Here is a 16711-nt window from a genome sequence, read left to right on the forward strand (position 1 = left end):
TGCGTGGCGCAGCGCGGGCGGGGCCTCCGCGGACTCAGCCACCGGCCTTGTCCAGGGCCGACTGCAGGGACTCTTTGTATCCCCCGCTGGTGTAGGTGGCGCCGGAGACCGCGTCGACGTCGGCGCTCTGGGCGGTGACGGCTTCCTGGTTGAGTTTGGGTATGGCCAGGGCGGTCTTCTGGTCGCTGGTTCCGCCGCTGGGTGCCTGGACGGCCTCGGCCTTGGTGATCTTGTCGCCGGTGAGCGTGAGCCGTACCTGGACGGGCCCGTACTGGGTCTGGGCCACGTTTCCGGTGACGGAGCGGGCCTGCGTGACGGGCGCCTGCGGCGACGAGGACGACCCGGCCGCCCCGGAGGATCCCGCCGTACCGCCGGCCGCCTTCGCCTTGTCCAGGGCCGACTGCAGGGACTGCTTGTAGCCGCCGCTCGTGTAGGTCGCCCCCGAGACCACGTCGATGTCGGCGCTCTGGGCGGCGACGGCTTCCTGGTTGAGTTTGGGTATGGCCAGGGCGGTCTTCTGGTCGCTGGTTCCGCCCTTGGGGGCCTGGACCGCGTCCGCCTTGGTGATCTTGCCGCCGCTCATGGTCAGCTGTACCTGGACCGGCCCGTACTGGGTCTTCACCACGTCACCGGTGACGGTCTGCGTGCCCGTCTGCTGAGCGCTGCCGCCCTGGGGCGACTCCTGCCCGGCCGCCGTCTGCTGCGGGGCCGCTCCCGCGGCTGCGGCCGCCGGGTCCGAGGACGGCTTCAGCGACAGCAGCAGGACGATCCCGGACACGGTGGCGGCGGTGGCGAGCACGACGCGCCGAATGGGGTGGCTCTTCTTCATCGCTCCTGACTCCCGTCGCTCACATCTCGAACGACTCGTGATGGATGCGGCGGGCGGGGACCCCCGCGCCGCGCAGTGCTTCGTACACCTGCTGCGCGAAGCCGGGCGGCCCGCACATGAAGACGTCGTGGCGGTCGATGTCCGGCAGTTTCCGGCGCAGCGACTCCGCCGAGATGTCCGGGCGCTCCCCTTCGGGGCTGTTCACCGCGTACATCAGGCGGGCCCCGCGCTCCTTGGAGATCGCGGCGAGCTCGTCCCACAGGGCCAGGTCCTGGGTGCTGTTGGCCCGGTAGAGCAGCGTCAGGTCGCCGGACGCGCCGGGGAGCGTCTCGAAGAGCGCCCGCATCGGCGTGATGCCGACGCCACCCGCCACCAGGAGCACCTTGCCGCGGCTGCGCTTGCCCGCTGTCAGCGCCCCGTACGGGCCCTCCGCCCAGACCCGGGTGCCCGGCTCCAGGTCGCGCAGCGCGGCGCTGTGGTCGCCGATCGCCTTCACGGTGATGCGCAGCATGTTGGGGCGGGGCGCCGCCGACAGCGAGTACGGGTGGGAGCTGAGCCGCATCCCCGGCGCCAGGAAGCGCCAGCGGAAGAACTGCCCGGCCTCCGCGCCCATCCGGTGCAGCTTCTGCCCGCTGATCAGCACCGACACGATCCCGGGCGTCTCCTCGATCACTGCCTCGACCCGCATCCGGTGCTTCAGGTTGAGCCGGATCGGCGCGAGGATCCGGTACCAGATCACGAGCGCGGTCACCGACCCGTACAGCCCGTACCAGACCGTCTTCGCGACGGGCTCCACGGCGAAGTCGTTGCCGGTGGACAGCTGGTGCCAGAACGTCAGGAACACAGCTGCGTATGTCAGCAGATGGACGTGGTACCAGGTGTCGTACGGGATGAGGCGGCGGATGCCGCCGATGGAGATGAACCCGATGAGCACCAGCAGACCCGTGCCGATCGCGGCCTTGCCCATGTCGGGCAGCTGGTTGACCGAGTCGATGGTCTGCTGCACGATCCCGCCGAGCCCCTTGCCGGACTGCAGGGCGTAGCCCCACATGGTCAGGAAGAGGTGGGCCAGGACCAGACAGATCGTGTACCGGCCGCTCATGGCGTGCCAGCGCGCGACCCGGTCGGAGCCCACCCGGCGCTCCAGGGCGGGAACACGGGCCATCTGCAGCACCACGAGCGCCATCAGATAACCGGCGAGTAGTCCGGTGATCCGGCCCGCGTTGAGGATCTTGCTGTTGTCGTCCGCGATGGACGGGGTGTTGTTCCACCACAGCCAGATGACCCCGGCCGCCCCCGCCCAGACGGCGAGCAGCAACGGGACGGCGGGCGAGCGGCGTGGGCGGATACGGCGCATGGTCTGGCGCCGCGCGGCGCGGCCACCGGCGATCGTGGACACGGTTCCTCCGTGTTCGTCCGGGGGGACGGGGCAAGGGGAGTGGTCCCCTGGCCCAGAGATACGGTCCACGACTGCAGTGCGTTCAGAGGCCGGCCGAGTCCAGTGCCGACTGAAGGGACTGCCGGTAACCGTCGCTGGTGTACGTGGCTCCGGACACGGAGTCGATCTGGGCGCTCTGCGCGGCGAGCGCCTCGCGCCTGAGCTGGGGGATCGCGTAGCTGTTGATCTCCTGGTCCCTCGGATTGTCCGAAGGGTAGGCGACCGCGGTGACGTCAGTGATCTTTCCGTTCTTCAGCGTGATGCGCACCTGGACGGGGCCCCAACGGGTCTGGACCGTGTCACCGGTGACGGTCTTGGTGCCCGTGCTGCTCTTGGGGGAGCCGGCAGTACTTGTGGGAGAGGGAGACTGCGAGGACCGCGACGGGGACTGGCCGGCGGACGAGGACGCCTGGGCCACGGTCGGTGGTGTGTGCGGCTTCAGCGACAGCAGCAGGACGACGCCGGTGACGGTACTGGCGGCCGCCAGGACGACGCGGCGCAGCGGATGTTGCTTCTTCAGGGCGTGCAAGGCGGCCTCACAGCTCGAACGACTCGTGGTGGATACGGCGGTCGGGGACACCCGCCGCGCGCAGCGCCTCGTACAGGTCCCGCGCCATCGTGGGCGGGCCGCACAGATAGACGTCGTGCGCGGCGATGTCGGGCACGCTCGCCCGCAGGGTCTCGGCGGTGAACCGCGGGCGCGTTCCGTCGGCGCCGTTGACCGCGTACAGGACGCGCGCGCCGCGCCACTTCGCGATGGCCTCCAACTCGGTGCCCAGTGCGAGGTCTTCGGCCCTGCGCGCCCGGTAGAGGAGGGTGACCTGGCCCGGCAGGGTCTCGAACAGGGCGCGCAACGGCGTGATGCCGACGCCGCCCGCGATCAGCAGCGCCTTCGACGAGGTGCGCCGCTCGGCGGTCAGCGAGCCGTACGGGCCCTCCGCCCACACCCGGGTGCCGGGCCGCAGCAGCCCCACCGCGGCACTGTGGTCGCCGAGCGCTTTCACGGTGATCCGCATCCGGTCGGGCCGGGGCGGCGCCGACAGCGAGTACGGCGTGGAGGTCCACCGCATCCCGTCCGAGAGGAACCGCCAGCGGAAGAACTGCCCCGCCTGGGCGTTCAGCTCGTCCAGCCGCTCCCCGCGGACGACGATGGAGAAGATCCCCGGCGCCTCGCGGTACACGGACTCCACCCGCAGTCGGTGGCGCAGATTGAGCCGCACCGGGATGAGCAGCCGGAACCATACGACGAGTGCGGCCGTGCCCAGGTAGAGCACGTACCAGGCGGCCCGGGCGAGGCTGTTGCCGACGAAGTCGGATCCGAGCGCGAGCTGGTGGAAGAAGGCGAGGAAGACCGCCACGTACGTGAGCAGGTGCACGTAGTACCAGAACTCGTGGGGGATCCGACGGCGGGCCGCACGCGCCGAGGTGATCCCGACGGCGAAGAGGATGAGTGTGCCGATCGTGGCCTTGAGCATGTCCGGATAGTCGAACACCACGCTCAGCGTCTCGTGCGCGATGCCCGACCCGTCCTGGGCCGCGTACCCGAAGAGGATCAGCGTGATGTGCGCGAGAAGCAGGCAGATCGTGTACCGGCCTGCCATGGCGTGCCAGCGGGCCACCCGGTCGGAGCCTGTGCGCCGCTCCAGAAGGGGTACCCGGGCCACCAGCGCCACCAGCACCGCACAGCTGTAGCCGCAGAGCAGCCCGGCGATCCGCCCGGCGTCGGTCAGCCATCCGGCGAGGCCCACCACCGAGCGCGTGTCGGTCCACCACAGGGCGACGACGGCGGCGGCTCCGGCCCAGAGCAGGGCCAGCAGCGGCCCGGCGTGCGAGGGGTGGGGTCGCCTGCGTCCTCGAGTGGCGCGCGGGACCGCCGCCCGCTCGTACACCGTGGTCATCTGTCCGTCCTTCCGGCTGTCCGGGAGGAAACTGTGCGTCCGGAACTTCTGAGGAAGCTCTGAACAGGGGCGTTCAGCGCGGACTCACAGGAAACCGAGAGCGAGGAGGAGAGGTGACTCAGAGGAAGCCCAGAGCGACGACCAGAGGTGACTCAGAGGAAACTCAGAGGCGCCGGGGGAGGGTGCGGCCTCCGGGAAGAGCGATGCTGGAAGACGTCATGAACACTCCCCGCTCCCGAGGCAACGGCCGGCCCGCGCTCACCCGCCCCGACGGCACCCCTGTCCGCGTCCTCGTCGTCGACGACGACCCTGATCTGGCCGAGGTCCTCTCCGGGGCCCTGCGCTACGAGGGATGGGAGGTGCGCACGGCGGGCGACGGGGCCTCGGCGGTCGCCGGGGCGCGGGAGCTGCTGCCGGACGCCGTCGTCCTCGACGTGATGCTCCCGGACACCGACGGGTTCCACGTGCTGCGCGACCTGCACACGGTCAAGCCCGACGTCTGCGTCCTCTTCCTCACCGCGCGGGACGCCGTCGAGGACCGTATCGCCGGTATCACCGCGGGCGGCGACGACTATGTGACGAAGCCGTTCAGTCTGGAGGAGGTCGTCGCCCGGCTGCGCGGGCTGCTGCGCCGCGCGGGCATGGCCCGGCAACTGGACGAGGGACCACGGCTGGTCGTCGGTGACCTGGTCATGGACGAGGAGGCCCGTGAGGTGACCCGGGGCGGCGAGCTGGTCGAGCTGTCGCCGACCGAGTTCGAGCTCCTGCGCTTCCTGATGCGCAACCCGCGCCGGGTCCTCAGCAAGGCGCAGATCCTCGACCGCGTCTGGTCGTACGACTTCGGCGGCCGGGCCCATGTCGTCGAGCTCTACATCTCGTATCTGCGCAAGAAGGTGGACGCGGGCCGCGAGCCCATGATCCATACGGTGCGCGGCGCCGGATACGTGATCAAGCCGGTGGCGGGACGATGAGCCCGCGGGCGTGGCCCTGGGTGAGTCGGCGGTGGTCGTGGGCGAGGGGGCGGCGGGCGTGGCTGGCGGCGGGCGCGCGCGGGCTGCCGCGCCCGCGCACGATGCGGGCCCGGCTCACCGCCGGGCTTGTGGTGCTGCTCGCCGTCAGCTGCGCCGCCGTCGGGGTGGCCGCCGTGTACGAACTGAACGGCTTCCTCACCGGCCGCCTGGACCAGCAGCTGCACGACGTCGGGGCGCGATTTCCCGCGAGCCTGGAGCACGGCGCCGCGAAGCCGTCGGACCACGACGGCGACGAGCACGGCGACACACGCAACCAGAGCGCCGGGACGCTCGGCGCCCGGCTGGTGGGCCAGGACGTCACCAACGCGGCGGTCGTACCCTCCGGCGGCACGGCCACCGCCGTGAACGTGCCCGTGACAGCCGCCGACAAGAAGGCCCTCACCGGAGTGCCGCTCGACGGCGGGGGACACACCATCTGCCTGTCGGTGGCGGGCGAGTACCGGGTGACGGCGGTGCCGGGCCTCGACGGCGACGTCCTGATCACCGGGTTGCCGATGGAGCCGGTCACGGCCGCGGTCCACCGTCTGGAGCTGGTGGCTTCCGCCGTCTTCGGCGCTGCCCTAGCCGTCGCCGGGGTCACCGGCGCCCTCTGGGTGCGCTGGTCGCTGCGCCCGCTGAGCCGGGTCGCCGCGACCGCGACGCGGGTCAGTGAACTTCCGCTCGCCAGCGGCGAGGTGGCGCTGCCGCCGCGTGCTCCCGAGTCCGATCCGCGCAGCGAGGTGGGCCGGGTCGCCGGTGCCTTCAACCGCATGCTCGGCCATGTCGAGGACGCGCTGACCAAGCGGCACGCGAGCGAGGAACGGCTGCGCAGCTTCGCCGCCGACGCCAGCCATGAGCTGCGCACCCCGGTGGCCTCGGTCCGCGGCCATGCCGAGCTGGCGCTGTTGCACCCGGGCCCGGTGCCTCCCAAGGTGACCCGCGCACTGGAACGCATCGCCGCCGAGTCGGCCCGCATGGGGGAGATGGTGGACGACCTGCTGCTGCTCGCCCGGCTCGACGCCGGCCGCCCTCTGGAGAGGCTCCCCGTCGACCTCACCCACCTCGTCCTCGACGCCGTCACCGATGCCCGGGCCGCGGGCCCCGACCACCGCTGGACGCTGGAGCTGGCGGAGGAGCCGGTGACGGTGAACGGCGACGCGCACCGACTGCAACAGGTGTTGGCCAACTTGTTGGCCAACGCGCGTTTGCACACGCCCGTGGGCACCAAGGTGACGGTGTCGCTGGAGACCGACGACAGGACGGCCGTCCTCACGGTGCACGACGACGGACCGGGGGTGCCGGAGGACGTCCAGCCAGGCGTCTTCGAACGCTTCACCCGAGCCGACCGTCGCCGCACGGAGGGCGCGGGCGGTGGCGCGGGGCTGGGCTTGTCGATCGTGGCGGCGGTGGTGGAGGCGCACGGCGGCGGCGTGCGGTTGGAGAGCCGCCCGGGATCGACGACTTTCACGGTCCGCCTACGGATGGACGGGGCTGGCGGCGCCCCGTAAGGGGCGCGGGGAAATTCGCGACCAGCCACACACGACCGGTGGCCACGAGACGGCTCGCACCCCTACGGCGCAGTCGGACTCGGTGGCAGTGGGAGAGGCAGCCCCGGCAGACCATCCAGGCTCGTGGCGATGTGGTCCTTCTTGGCGAAGTACGCGTCGAGCGAGGTGTCGTCCTCGCGTGCGAACCGCTTGGCGTGCAGATCGCGATCCTCGTCGTACGACATGAAGGGCACCGCGTAACCGCAGGTGTCACGGACGAGTTCGGCGGTGACCACGACGATCGCGCGCAGTCCGTGCGGGGTCGGGTCGATGTCCGGGAAGTGGGTGAGCAGCTCCGGAAAGCGCGGATCGTCCCGGAAGACGGGCTCACCGCGGCCGTGCACCCGGACGATGTTGGGCGGGCCCTGGAAGGCGCACCACATGAGGGTGATCCGGCCGTTCTCCCGCAGATGCGCGATCGTTTCGGCGTTGCTTCCCGCGAAGTCCAGGTAGGCCACGGTCAGCTCGTCGAGCACGGCGAACGAGCCGGTGAGTCCCTTGGGGGAGAGGTTGATGGTGCCGTCCCCGGACAGGGGTGCGGTCGCGGTGAAGAAGAGGGGTTGTGCCTCGATGAACGTACGCAGGCGGCCGTCTATGCGCTCATAGGTCTTTCCCATGTCTAACGATTATTGAGGAAAGTCTTTCGCCTGTCTAATGAATTGATGGTTCCGGTCGGTCCATGGCCGCCCCGGCCGGCACTCCGCGGGGCGGCCACAGCACCTGTCATGTCACTTGGTGAGCGTGCAGGCGGCGAGGGAGTCCAGGCCCTGCGGCTTGGCCGCGGTGCGGCCGATGGAGATGGCGATGCGGTCGATGGTGGAGATCCGCTTGTCCTTCAGGGGGCCGAGGATCGCGTTCTGGACGAAGTTGGGTCCACCCTGTCCGACGGTGTTCGCCAGCCGTGTGTTCGCCTCGGAGATCTGCGTGTTCAGCAGCGCGAGATTGCGGTCGACCTCCGCCTTGGCGGAGGCGGGAACCGCGGGCAGCTTCGACGCGACGTCGGGGCAGGAGATGGTGCCCGCGGCGTTGGTGCTCCCCGCATTCCCGGTGTTGCGTGCGACCGATGGCCGTCGCGATGCGATTGATGGTGGCGACCCGCTTGTCCTTGAGCGGGCCGAGGATCGCGTTCTGGACGAAGTTCGGTCCTCCTTGGCCGACTGTGTCGACCAGCCGCTTGTCGGCCTCGGAGATTTGCGTGTTCAGCAGCGTGAGGTTGCGGTCCACCTCGGCCTTGGCGGAGGCGGGAACCGCGGGCAGGCTCGGTGCGACCGCCGGGCAGTTCACCGTTCCCGGGGACGCGGCCTTCGTCGTGGCGTTCTGGCCGCCGCTCCTGGGCGTCTCCCCGGCCAAGGCGGAGCCGGCGATCACCGCTCCGGACAACACCACCGCGGCGGCGCCGCCGATCATCACTACGCGGCGCTTGTGGTACTTCGGAAGAGCCCTGGACATGCGGAAGCCTCACTTGGTCAGGAGTGGGTGCACGGGAGTGGGTTTACAAACGCGGCGCCTGCGTTCGGAGTGAAGTACGAGAAAGCGGTTTCCCGCCTTCAATCACGCCCGAGATTTCCGAGTCGACGACCGCGGGATTGACGAATCATGCAGAGGGCTGCATACTCATGCACGTCAGCGAATGCAGTGTGAGGAGAACCCCGTGACTGAGCGCGTCGTACTCGCCTACTCGGGCGGTCTGGACACCTCCGTCGCCATCGGTTGGATCGCCGAGGAGACGGGCGCCGAGGTCATCGCCGTTGCCGTGGACGTCGGCCAGGGCGGCGAGGACCTGGACGTCATTCGCAAGCGCGCGCTCGCCTGCGGTGCTGTCGAGGCCGAGGTCGCGGACGCCAAGGACGAGTTCGCCGACGAGTACTGCCTCCCGGCGATCAAGGCCAACGCCCTCTACATGGACCGCTATCCGCTGGTCTCCGCCCTCTCCCGGCCGACGATCGTCAAGCACCTCGTCGCCGCCGCCCAGAAGCACGGCGCCACCACGGTCGCCCACGGCTGCACCGGCAAGGGCAACGACCAGGTGCGGTTCGAGGCCGGCATCGTCGCCCTCGCCCCCGACCTGAAGTGCATCGCCCCGGTCCGTGACTACGCGATGACTCGGGACAAGGCGATCGCCTTCTGCGAGGAGAAGCAGCTCCCGATCGCCACCACCAAGAAGTCCCCGTACTCCATCGACCAGAACGTCTTCGGGCGCGCCGTCGAGACGGGCTTCCTGGAGGACATCTGGAACGCGCCGATCGAGGACATCTACGAGTACACCTCCAACCCGGCCACCCCGCGCGACGCCGACGAGGTGATCATCTCCTTCCGGCAGGGCGTCCCGGTCGCCATCGACGGCAAGCCCGTCACTGTGCTCCAGGCCGTCCAACAGCTCAACGAGCGCGCCGGCGCCCAGGGCATCGGCCGGATCGACATGGTCGAGGACCGGCTCGTGGGCATCAAGTCCCGTGAGGTGTACGAGGCTCCGGGCGCGATCGCGCTGATCACGGCCCACCAGGAGCTGGAGAGCGTCACCGTCGAGCGTGAACTCGCCCGCTACAAGCGGCAGGTCGAGCAGCGCTGGGGCGAACTGGTCTACGACGGCCAGTGGTTCTCCCCGCTCAAGCGCGCCCTGGACGGCTTCATCGACGAGGCCAACCAGCACGTCAACGGCGACATCCGGATGACTCTGCACGGCGGCCGCGCCGTCGTCACCGGCCGCCGCTCCGACACGTCGCTCTACGACTTCAACCTGGCGACGTACGACACGGGCGACTCGTTCGACCAGGCCGCGGCCAAGGGCTTCATCGACATCTACAGCCTGTCGTCGAAGATCGCCGCCCAGCGGGACCTCGCCTGAGCAGCGAGACCTCGCCCAAGCAGTAGCGTGTTGGCCGCCTCCCCGTCCGCATTCGACGGGAAGGCGGTCGCACGGGGGTCTGGGGGTGTCCCCCGGACGACACAGCCACCACCTCCGAGGAGCACAGCAAGTGAGCAGCAACAGCGGTGACGTACGGCTCTGGGGCGGCCGTTTCGCCGACGGTCCCGCCGAGGCCCTGGCCAAGCTGTCCGCGTCGGTCCACTTCGACTGGCGCCTGGCGGCGTACGACATCGCCGGTTCGCGTGCCCACGCGCGCGTGCTGCACAAGGCGGGCCTGCTCACCGAGGACGAGCTGACGCGCATGCTCGCGGGTCTCGACCGGCTCGAAGCGGACGTTGCGTCCGGCGACTTCGTGGGCACCATCGCCGACGAGGACGTGCACACCGCCCTGGAGCGCGGCCTGCTCGAACGCCTCGGCCCCGACCTCGGTGGCAAGCTGCGCGCGGGACGGTCGAGGAACGACCAGGTCGCGACCCTCTTCCGGATGTACCTGCGCGACCACGCCCGCATCATCGGCGGCCTGATCGCCGAGCTCCAGGACGCCCTGATCGGGCTGGCCGAGGCCCACCCGGACGTCGCCATGCCCGGCCGAACGCACCTCCAGCACGCCCAGCCGGTGCTCTTCGCCCACCACGTGCTCGCGCACGTCCAGTCCCTGTCCCGGGACGCCGAACGCCTGCGCCAGTGGGACGAGCGGACGGCCGTGTCGCCGTACGGCTCGGGTGCGCTGGCCGGTTCCTCCCTCGGCCTCGACCCCGAGGCGGTCGCCAAGGACCTCGGCTTCGAGCACGGCAGCTCCGCCAACTCCATCGACGGCACGGCCTCCCGCGACTTCGTCGCCGAGTTCGCCTTCATCACCGCGATGATCGGCGTCAACCTCTCCCGGATCGCCGAAGAGGTCATCATCTGGAACACGAAGGAGTTCTCCTTCGTCACCCTCCACGACGCGTTCTCGACGGGCTCGTCGATCATGCCGCAGAAGAAGAACCCGGACATCGCCGAGCTGGCGCGCGGCAAGTCGGGCCGACTGATCGGCAACCTGACCGGCCTGATGGCGACACTCAAGGCGCTGCCCCTCGCGTACAACCGCGATCTCCAGGAGGACAAGGAGCCGGTCTTCGACTCCTGCGACCAGCTGGAGGTCCTGCTCCCCGCCTTCACCGGCATGATGGCCACGCTCACCGTCAACCGCGAGCGCATGGAGGAGCTGGCCCCGGCCGGCTTCTCGCTCGCCACCGACATCGCCGAGTGGCTGGTCAAGCAGGGCGTGCCGTTCCGTGTCGCGCACGAGGTCGCGGGCGAGTGCGTGAAGGTCGCCGAGGCCGAGGACAAGGAGCTCGACGGTCTGACCGACGAGCAGTTCGCGAAGATCTCCGCGCATCTGACGCCCGAGGTGCGGACCGTCCTCAACGTCCCCGGCGCCCTGGCCTCCCGCAACGGCCGCGGCGGTACGGCGCCCAGCGCGGTCGCCGTCCAGCTCGCCGAGGTCAAGGCGGACGTGGCAGCCCAGCACGCCTGGGCCACGGCCAAGCAGAAGAAGTAGCAGGTCGCGTACGCGAGGGGCATCGCGGGTTACGTTGGTCCGGAGCCGTAACGGAGCCGACCGAACGGAGCCCGCGATGCCCTTCGCCCGCCTGGCCGCAGCGACGACTCCCACCGCCCACATCGGCCTCGGCCTGGCCGCCGTCGGCCGCCCCGGCTACATCAATCTGGGCCGTGAACAGGACCTGCCGGCCGACCGCAGCGTCGACGCCCTGCGCGAGCGCACGCACGAACTCCTCGAAGCCGCCTACGCCCAGGGCGTGCGCTACTTCGACGTCGCCCGTTCCTACGGCCGCTCCGAGGAGTTCCTCGCCGACTGGCTGAACCACCGGCCCGACATCGACGACGTCGTGATCGGCAGCAAGTGGGGCTACACCTACACGGCGGACTGGCACATCGACGCCGAGGCGCACGAGGTCAAGGACCACAGCCTCGCCACGTACGAGCGGCAGCGCGCCGAGACGGCGGAGCTGCTCGGTGACCGGCTCGACCTCTACCAGATCCACTCGGTGACCCCGGAAAGCCCGGCCCTCACCGACAAGCAACTCCACGCGAAGCTCGCCGAAGCGACCGCGCAGGGTCTGTCGATCGGCTTCTCCACCAGCGGGCCCGCCCAGGCCGAGGCCATCCGCGCCGCGCTCGCGGTCACGGTCGAGGGCGAACCGCTCTTCCGCACGGTGCAGGCCACGTACAACGTGCTGGAGACCTCGGCCGCGCCCGCGCTCGCCGAGGCCCACGACGCCGGACTGACGGTGATCGTCAAGGAGGGCGTGGCCAACGGCCGGCTCGTGGAGCCGTACGCGCCGGAGGCCCTGAAATCCGTAGCCGCGGAGACTTCCCTGGGCTGTGACGCGGTGGCCCTGGCGCTGATCCTGCGGCAGCCCTGGGCCGGGGTCGTGCTCTCCGGGGCGGCCACCGCCAATCAGCTCGCCTCGAACCTGCACGCAGCGGTCGTCGACCTCGACGACGACCAGCTGTCCCGGCTCGCCGCGCTCGTGGAGGATCCGCGGGCGTACTGGGAGCGGCGCGGGCAGCTGCCCTGGCACTGAGCGCCTCCCGACCGACACCCGGCCGATGAGACTCGCGCGTATTCAATGAGACATGGATGTCTCATATGGGCTATCGTTGTCTCATGGCCGTCGACCGTGATCACGTGCTGCGCAGCGCAGCCGCCCTGCTCACCCGCAAATCCACCGCCACCATGGACGAGGTCGCCAAGGCGGCCGGGATCAGCCGGGCCACGCTGCACCGCCAGTTCGCGGGCCGCGACGCCCTCGTAAGGGCGCTGGAGTCGCTCGGCATCCAGGAGTGCGAGGCCGCTCTGGATGCAGCCCGCCTCGACGAGGGCACCGCTCAGGAGGCCGTGCGCCGCCTGGTGAAGGAGCTCGAAGCAGCGGCCGGGCTGCTCGCCTTCCTCTACACCGAGAACCAGCTGTTCGAGGGCGAGGAGCAGAACGAGGGCTGGGCCCGGCTGGACGCGCGGATGGCCGCCCTGTTCCGACGTGGCCAGGAGAGCGGCGAGTTCCGCATCGACCTCACCCCGGCCTGGCTCACCGAGGCGCTCTACGGACTGATGGCCTCCGGGGCGTGGGCCGTGACCGAGGGCCGGGTCGCCGCCAAGGACTTCCACTACATGATCGTCGAGCTGCTGCTCGGCGGCGCACTACGGAGAGAGGAATCATGACCAGCACCCTGCAGCCGGTAGCGACGGTGGCGGTGGAGCAGCGCCCGGGCCGCTGGGCCGCGCTCGCGGTGCTGATCCTTGCCGTGCTCCTTGTGGCCGTAGACGCGACCGTCCTCGGCCTCGCGACCCCGTACATCAGCGAGGACCTGAAGCCCTCGGGCACGCAGCTCCTGTGGATCGGTGACGTCTACTCGTTCGTCATCGCCGGCCTGCTCGTCTCCATGGGCAGCCTCGGCGACCGCATCGGCCGCAAGAAGCTGCTGCTCCTCGGCGCCGTGGCGTTCGGCCTGATATCGGTGCTCAACGCCTATGCCACGACGCCGGAGTTGATGATTCTGGCGCGGGCGCTGCTAGGCGTCGCGGGCGCGACGCTGATGCCCGCCACACTCGCCCTGATCCGCAACCTCTTCCATGACCCGCGCGAGCGCAGCCTCGCCATCGGCATCTGGGGCGCAACCGCCTCCGCCGGTACGGCAGTCGGCCCCGTGGCCGGCGGCTTCCTGCTCGAACACTTCTGGTGGGGTTCCGTCTTCCTCATCAACCTCCCGGTGATGATCGTCCTCGTCCTCGTCGGCAGCAAGCTGCTGCCCGAGTCGAAGAACCCGAACCCCGGGCCCTGGGACCTGGCCGGCGTCGCCCTCTCGCTCGTCGGCGTGATCGGTGTCGTGTACGGGGTGAAGGAGGCCGCCGCGCACGGTCTCGGCTGGCAGCCGGTGGCCACCGGCCTGCTCGGTGCCGCCGCCCTGTACTGGTTCGTGCGCCGTCAACTCACGCTGCCCGCACCACTGTTGGACGTACGGCTGTTTCGTAACCGGGGCTTCTCCGGAGCCGTCCTCGCCGACCTGCTCACCGTCCTCGGAATGTCCGGGCTCGTCTTCTTCCTCTCCCAGTACCTGCAACTCGTGCAGGGCAGGGGACCGTTCGAGGCCGGGCTCGCCGAAGTCCCCGCCGCCGTCGGCGCGGTGGCGGCGGGTCTGGTCGCGGGTACGTTCGCGCGGCGGTTCTCGGTGCGCGCCGTGGTCTCCGGCGGTCTCGCCGCGGTGGGTCTGGCGCTCGGTTCACTCACCCTGCTGAGTCAGAGCACCGGCTATCCGCTGCTCGGCGCCGCCCTGCTGGTCGTCGGCGTCGGCGCCGGCTTCTCGTTCACCGTCACTGCCGACGTGATCCTCTCCAGCGTGCCCAAGGAGCAGGCGGGCGCCGCGTCCGCGGTCTCCGAGACGGCGTACGAACTCGGCGCCGCCCTCGGCATCGCCCTGCTCGGTTCCGTTGTGACCGGCGTCTACGCGGGCTTCACCGGCCCCGCGGGCACACCGGCCGTGGCCCATGAGTCGCTGGGCGGTGCGGTGGAGGCGGCGCAGGGCCTCCCCGCCCACACCTCCGAGGCCCTGCTGAACGCGGCCCGCGAGTCCTTCGTCAACGGCCTCACGCTCGCGGCGGGCGGCGGCGCGGTGGTACTGCTCGCCACGGCGGTGGCGGCATGGTTCCTGCTGAGGGGACAGCGCCTGGAAAGCACGCCGTAGTGGAAGCGCCCCTCAGGGGCGCGGGGAACTGCGCGACCAGCCACAGCGCAGCGGCACCCGAAAAACGGCAGTCGGCCGGAGGCGCTACGCGGCCTTCGCCTTCGTGGCGTACATGTCCACGTACTCCTGCCCCGACAGCCGCATGACCTCGGTCATGACGGAGTCGGTCACGGCCCGCAGCACATACCGGTCACGGTCCATGCCCTCGTACCGCGAGAACTCCATCGCCTCACCGAAGCGAACCGTGACGCGGCCGGGCCGCGGCATCCCCGCCCCGCCCGGCTGCAGCTTGTCCGTGCCGATCATCGCGAACGGCACGACCGGGGCGCCGGTCATCAGGGTCAGCCGGGCGATGCCGGTGCGGCCGCGGTACAGACGGCCGTCGGGGGAGCGGGTGCCCTCGGGGTAGATCCCGAAGATCTTGCCCTCCTCCAGGACGCGGCGCCCGGTCATCAGTGCCGCGACACCGCCGTTCGCGCCGTCCCGGTCCACCGGGATCATGCCGACACCGGTGAAGAACCAGGCCATCAGACGGCCCTTGAAGCCCTTGCCGGTGACGTACTCGTCCTTGCCGATGAAGAACACCTGCCGGTCGCAGACCAGCGGAAGGATCATCGAGTCGATGAACGTGAGGTGGTTGCCGGCCAGGATGACGGGACCGTCGCCCGGGATGTGCTCCACGCCCTCCACCCGTGGGCGGAACATCAGGCGCATGATCGGTCCGAGCACTGCCTTGATGAGCGCGAAGCGGGACAACGGGCCCTCCGGTGTCAAGGGATCGGTATGAAGTCTGTGCAGGTGAGGACGATACTCGCGCCGCCCGGGGTATTGCACATCGGGCACATCGGGTTCACCGAGGTCTTACTCACTGTTGACGCAGCTTTACCTGCGGTGTCGCTCCGTCGGCCGCGCGTAACGTGACCGCCACGATGTGACGGACATCGCCCGTCAGGCCCAGTGGGCGCGACCCCGGCATCGCCCGGGGGCCCCACGGTCGCGTACCCGATCCGATCCACGTCAAGCCGACGGATCGTCAGATCTCGGTCCTCGCACGACATCCAGCGTCACCCCCGTGTTCCCGACGGCGTCTCCCGCCCGTCACGGGCGCGCCCCTACGATCGGCCCGCACTGGCGAAGACAGGACGACGGAGGCGCTCATGGGAACGCAGGAGTCGAACGAGCGGACACGCGGGACCGGACGGCGGGCGCTGCTCGGCGCGGCGGTGCTCGGCGCGGGCGCGGCGGCACTGGGGACGGCGGGCACGGCGAGAGCCGCGGACGCGCAGCACGGAGGCGGCGGCCTGAACAGCCTGCCCGTGCCGACGATCATCGGCCACCGCGGGGCCAGCGGCTACCGGCCGGAGCACACCTTCGGCTCGTACCAGCTGGCCCTCGACATGGGCGCGGACATCGTCGAGGCGGGCGACCTGGTGCCCACCAAGGACGGCCACCTCGTATGCCGTCACGAGCCGGAAATCGGCGGGACCACGGATGTCTCGGCGCACCCCGAGTTCGCCGACCGCAAGACCACCAAGACCCTCGACGGGGTCGCCACGACGGGCTGGTTCACCGAGGACTTCACGCTCGCCGAGCTGAAGACCCTGCGCGCTGTCGAGCGCATCCCGGCCAACCGCCCGCACAACACCCTCTACAACGGCCGCTGGGAGATCCCCACCTTCGAAGAGGTGCTCCGCTGGCAGGACGAGCAGACCCGCAAGCGCGGCAAGCAGGTCTGGATCTACCCCGAGACCAAGCACCCCACCTACTTCCGCAAGCTGGGCCTCGGCCTGGAGGAGCGGGTGGCCAAGCTGCTGCACAAGTACGGCAAGGACAAGCGGAACTCGCCGGTCATCCTCCAGTCGTTCGAGCCGACCAGCATCCAGCGGCTGAACGAGCTCGTCGACAACCCCCTGGTCGTCCTGCTCTCCACCGCGACCAGCCGCCCCTGGGACTTCGTCGAGGCGGGCGACCCGCGCACGGTCGCCGACCTGATCACCCCCAAGGGCCTCAGGGAGATCGCCGGCTACGCGCAGGGCATCGGCCCCACCCTCGACCTGATCATCCCGAAGGACGCGAGCGGCAACCTCACCACGCCGACCTCACTCGTGGCCGACGCGCACAAGCGGGGCCTGATCCTGCACCCGTACACGATGCGCAACGAGAACCCCTTCCTGGCGGCGAACTTCCGGAAGGGCACGGACCCGACCGCCTACGGTGACGCCTTCGGCGCGTTCCAGACCTACTTCGAGACGGGCATCGACGGCGTCTTCTCCGACAACGCGGACACCGCGCTGCTCGCCCGCGCGGACTTCCTGAACGGATGACCCGCGTCAACGGATGACCCCCTCACCCCGATTGGGGTGACAGTCGGCCGCCC

The 16711-nt window shown here is 70.3% G+C and carries 14 protein-coding genes and 1 pseudogene; 8 read left to right on the forward strand and 7 right to left on the reverse strand.

Annotation, left to right across the window (positions count from 1 at the left end; translation table 11 throughout):
• Positions 1-34 precede the first annotated feature (34 nt).
• The 4 genes from ACZ4RZ_RS15610 to ACZ4RZ_RS15625 form a co-directional block, all read right to left on the reverse strand.
• On the reverse strand, positions 35-829 hold the full coding sequence (locus ACZ4RZ_RS15610) for an FMN-binding protein (protein ID WP_467744911.1): 795 nt from the start codon (positions 827-829) through the stop codon (positions 35-37).
• Between the two features lie 19 nt (positions 830-848).
• On the reverse strand, positions 849-2186 hold the full coding sequence (locus tag ACZ4RZ_RS15615) for a ferredoxin reductase family protein (RefSeq protein ID WP_467745073.1): 1338 nt from the start codon (positions 2184-2186) through the stop codon (positions 849-851).
• Positions 2187-2310: 124 nt separating this feature from the next.
• The gene (locus ACZ4RZ_RS15620) at positions 2311-2796 is read right to left on the reverse strand and encodes an FMN-binding protein (RefSeq protein ID WP_467744913.1); all 486 of its coding nucleotides are present in this window, start codon (positions 2794-2796) and stop codon (positions 2311-2313) included.
• Between the two features lie 7 nt (positions 2797-2803).
• Positions 2804-4165 carry a ferredoxin reductase family protein gene (locus ACZ4RZ_RS15625; RefSeq protein WP_467744915.1) on the reverse strand — a complete coding sequence of 454 codons (1362 nt, stop codon included), beginning with the start codon at positions 4163-4165 and terminating at the stop codon, positions 2804-2806.
• Between the two features lie 218 nt (positions 4166-4383).
• Between ACZ4RZ_RS15625 and ACZ4RZ_RS15630 the strand changes: the two genes are divergently transcribed.
• Both ACZ4RZ_RS15630 and ACZ4RZ_RS15635 read left to right on the forward strand, forming a co-directional pair.
• The gene (locus tag ACZ4RZ_RS15630; protein ID WP_467744917.1) at positions 4384-5136 is read left to right on the forward strand and encodes a response regulator transcription factor; all 753 of its coding nucleotides are present in this window, start codon (positions 4384-4386) and stop codon (positions 5134-5136) included.
• A gap of 101 nt (positions 5137-5237) precedes the next feature.
• Positions 5238-6683: a sensor histidine kinase gene (locus ACZ4RZ_RS15635; protein WP_467745074.1), complete on the forward strand. Its 1446-nt coding sequence runs from the start codon at positions 5238-5240 to the stop codon at positions 6681-6683.
• Positions 6684-6745: 62 nt separating this feature from the next.
• Here the strand turns inward: ACZ4RZ_RS15635 and ACZ4RZ_RS15640 are convergent, their stop codons facing one another.
• Together ACZ4RZ_RS15640 and ACZ4RZ_RS15645 are read right to left on the reverse strand one after the other, a co-directional pair.
• Positions 6746-7339: a pyridoxamine 5'-phosphate oxidase family protein gene (locus ACZ4RZ_RS15640; RefSeq protein WP_467744919.1), complete on the reverse strand. Its 594-nt coding sequence runs from the start codon at positions 7337-7339 to the stop codon at positions 6746-6748.
• Positions 7340-7450: 111 nt separating this feature from the next.
• Positions 7451-8171 (reverse strand): annotated as a pseudogene (locus tag ACZ4RZ_RS15645) (hypothetical protein).
• Between the two features lie 202 nt (positions 8172-8373).
• Here ACZ4RZ_RS15645 and ACZ4RZ_RS15650 point away from each other — a divergent pair.
• The 5 genes from ACZ4RZ_RS15650 to ACZ4RZ_RS15670 all read left to right on the forward strand — a co-directional run bounded on the left by ACZ4RZ_RS15650 (position 8374) and on the right by ACZ4RZ_RS15670 (position 14334).
• Positions 8374-9567, forward strand: a complete 1194-nt coding sequence (locus ACZ4RZ_RS15650; protein WP_467744921.1) for an argininosuccinate synthase — start codon at positions 8374-8376, stop codon at positions 9565-9567.
• Positions 9568-9697: 130 nt separating this feature from the next.
• A complete protein-coding gene (gene argH, locus ACZ4RZ_RS15655; RefSeq protein WP_467744923.1) occupies positions 9698-11131 on the forward strand; it encodes an argininosuccinate lyase in 1434 nt (477 codons plus the stop codon).
• Positions 11132-11207: 76 nt separating this feature from the next.
• Entirely contained in the window at positions 11208-12179 is a 972-nt protein-coding gene (locus tag ACZ4RZ_RS15660) for an aldo/keto reductase (RefSeq protein WP_467744925.1), read from the forward strand.
• Positions 12180-12262: 83 nt separating this feature from the next.
• On the forward strand, positions 12263-12814 hold the full coding sequence (locus tag ACZ4RZ_RS15665) for a TetR/AcrR family transcriptional regulator (protein ID WP_467744927.1): 552 nt from the start codon (positions 12263-12265) through the stop codon (positions 12812-12814).
• A complete protein-coding gene (locus ACZ4RZ_RS15670) occupies positions 12811-14334 on the forward strand; it encodes an MFS transporter (protein WP_467744928.1) in 1524 nt (507 codons plus the stop codon). The genes ACZ4RZ_RS15665 and ACZ4RZ_RS15670 overlap by 4 nt, the downstream gene beginning before the upstream one ends.
• A gap of 84 nt (positions 14335-14418) precedes the next feature.
• Here ACZ4RZ_RS15670 and ACZ4RZ_RS15675 read toward each other — a convergent pair whose 3' ends face one another.
• Positions 14419-15108 (reverse strand): lysophospholipid acyltransferase family protein, encoded by a 690-nt coding sequence (locus ACZ4RZ_RS15675; protein ID WP_467744930.1) that lies wholly within the window; start codon positions 15106-15108, stop codon positions 14419-14421.
• Between the two features lie 383 nt (positions 15109-15491).
• On the opposite strand from ACZ4RZ_RS15675, the gene ACZ4RZ_RS15680 reads away from it, so the two are divergent.
• Positions 15492-16658, forward strand: a complete 1167-nt coding sequence (locus tag ACZ4RZ_RS15680) for a glycerophosphodiester phosphodiesterase (protein ID WP_467744932.1) — start codon at positions 15492-15494, stop codon at positions 16656-16658.
• Positions 16659-16711 lie beyond the last annotated feature (53 nt).

The sequence above is a fragment of the Streptomyces sp. NPDC027189 genome (assembly GCF_055566975.1).